The 380-nt window shown below is 52.6% G+C and carries 1 protein-coding gene; it reads right to left on the bottom strand.

The window, feature by feature from the left end:
- A partial coding sequence (locus tag ACTQ34_RS18205; protein ID WP_441365000.1) for a hypothetical protein occupies nucleotides 1-222 on the bottom strand: 222 nt, incomplete at its 3' end.
- Nucleotides 223-380: the final 158 nt, after the last annotated feature.

Raw genomic sequence — 380 nt, forward strand, 5'->3', positions numbered from 1 at the left:
AGGATACCTTGACCGCATATTCTCCGCAAGCTCCAGCCCGGTCAGGGGGCCCATCCGTGCGACGGCATACAGCGCGTCAACGGGATGATAGAACGAATACTGATGAGCGTACAGCGGGTCGCAGAAGCACTCAACGGAGGAACCCGGCGGTGTACTCTTTCTGATTTCCGCCGACAGGCGCATCAACTTTTCGGGGTTCGGGTCTACTGCAATGATCTTCATGTTGGTATCACCTGATTTCTATCCCTCGCTTTCTGATCCGGTTGATCTTATGATACAGGAGCAAGCGTCCACGCAGCGTCCACAAGGGCAAAAAAAGAACCCGGTCGAAAAACCAGGCTCTTTGAAGCAAATATTGATAGGAAAGGGGTCAATCTTCC

The sequence above is a fragment of the Agathobaculum sp. LCP25S3_E8 genome, from assembly GCF_052117165.1.
In the GTDB taxonomy this organism is placed as follows: domain Bacteria; phylum Bacillota; class Clostridia; order Oscillospirales; family Butyricicoccaceae; genus Agathobaculum.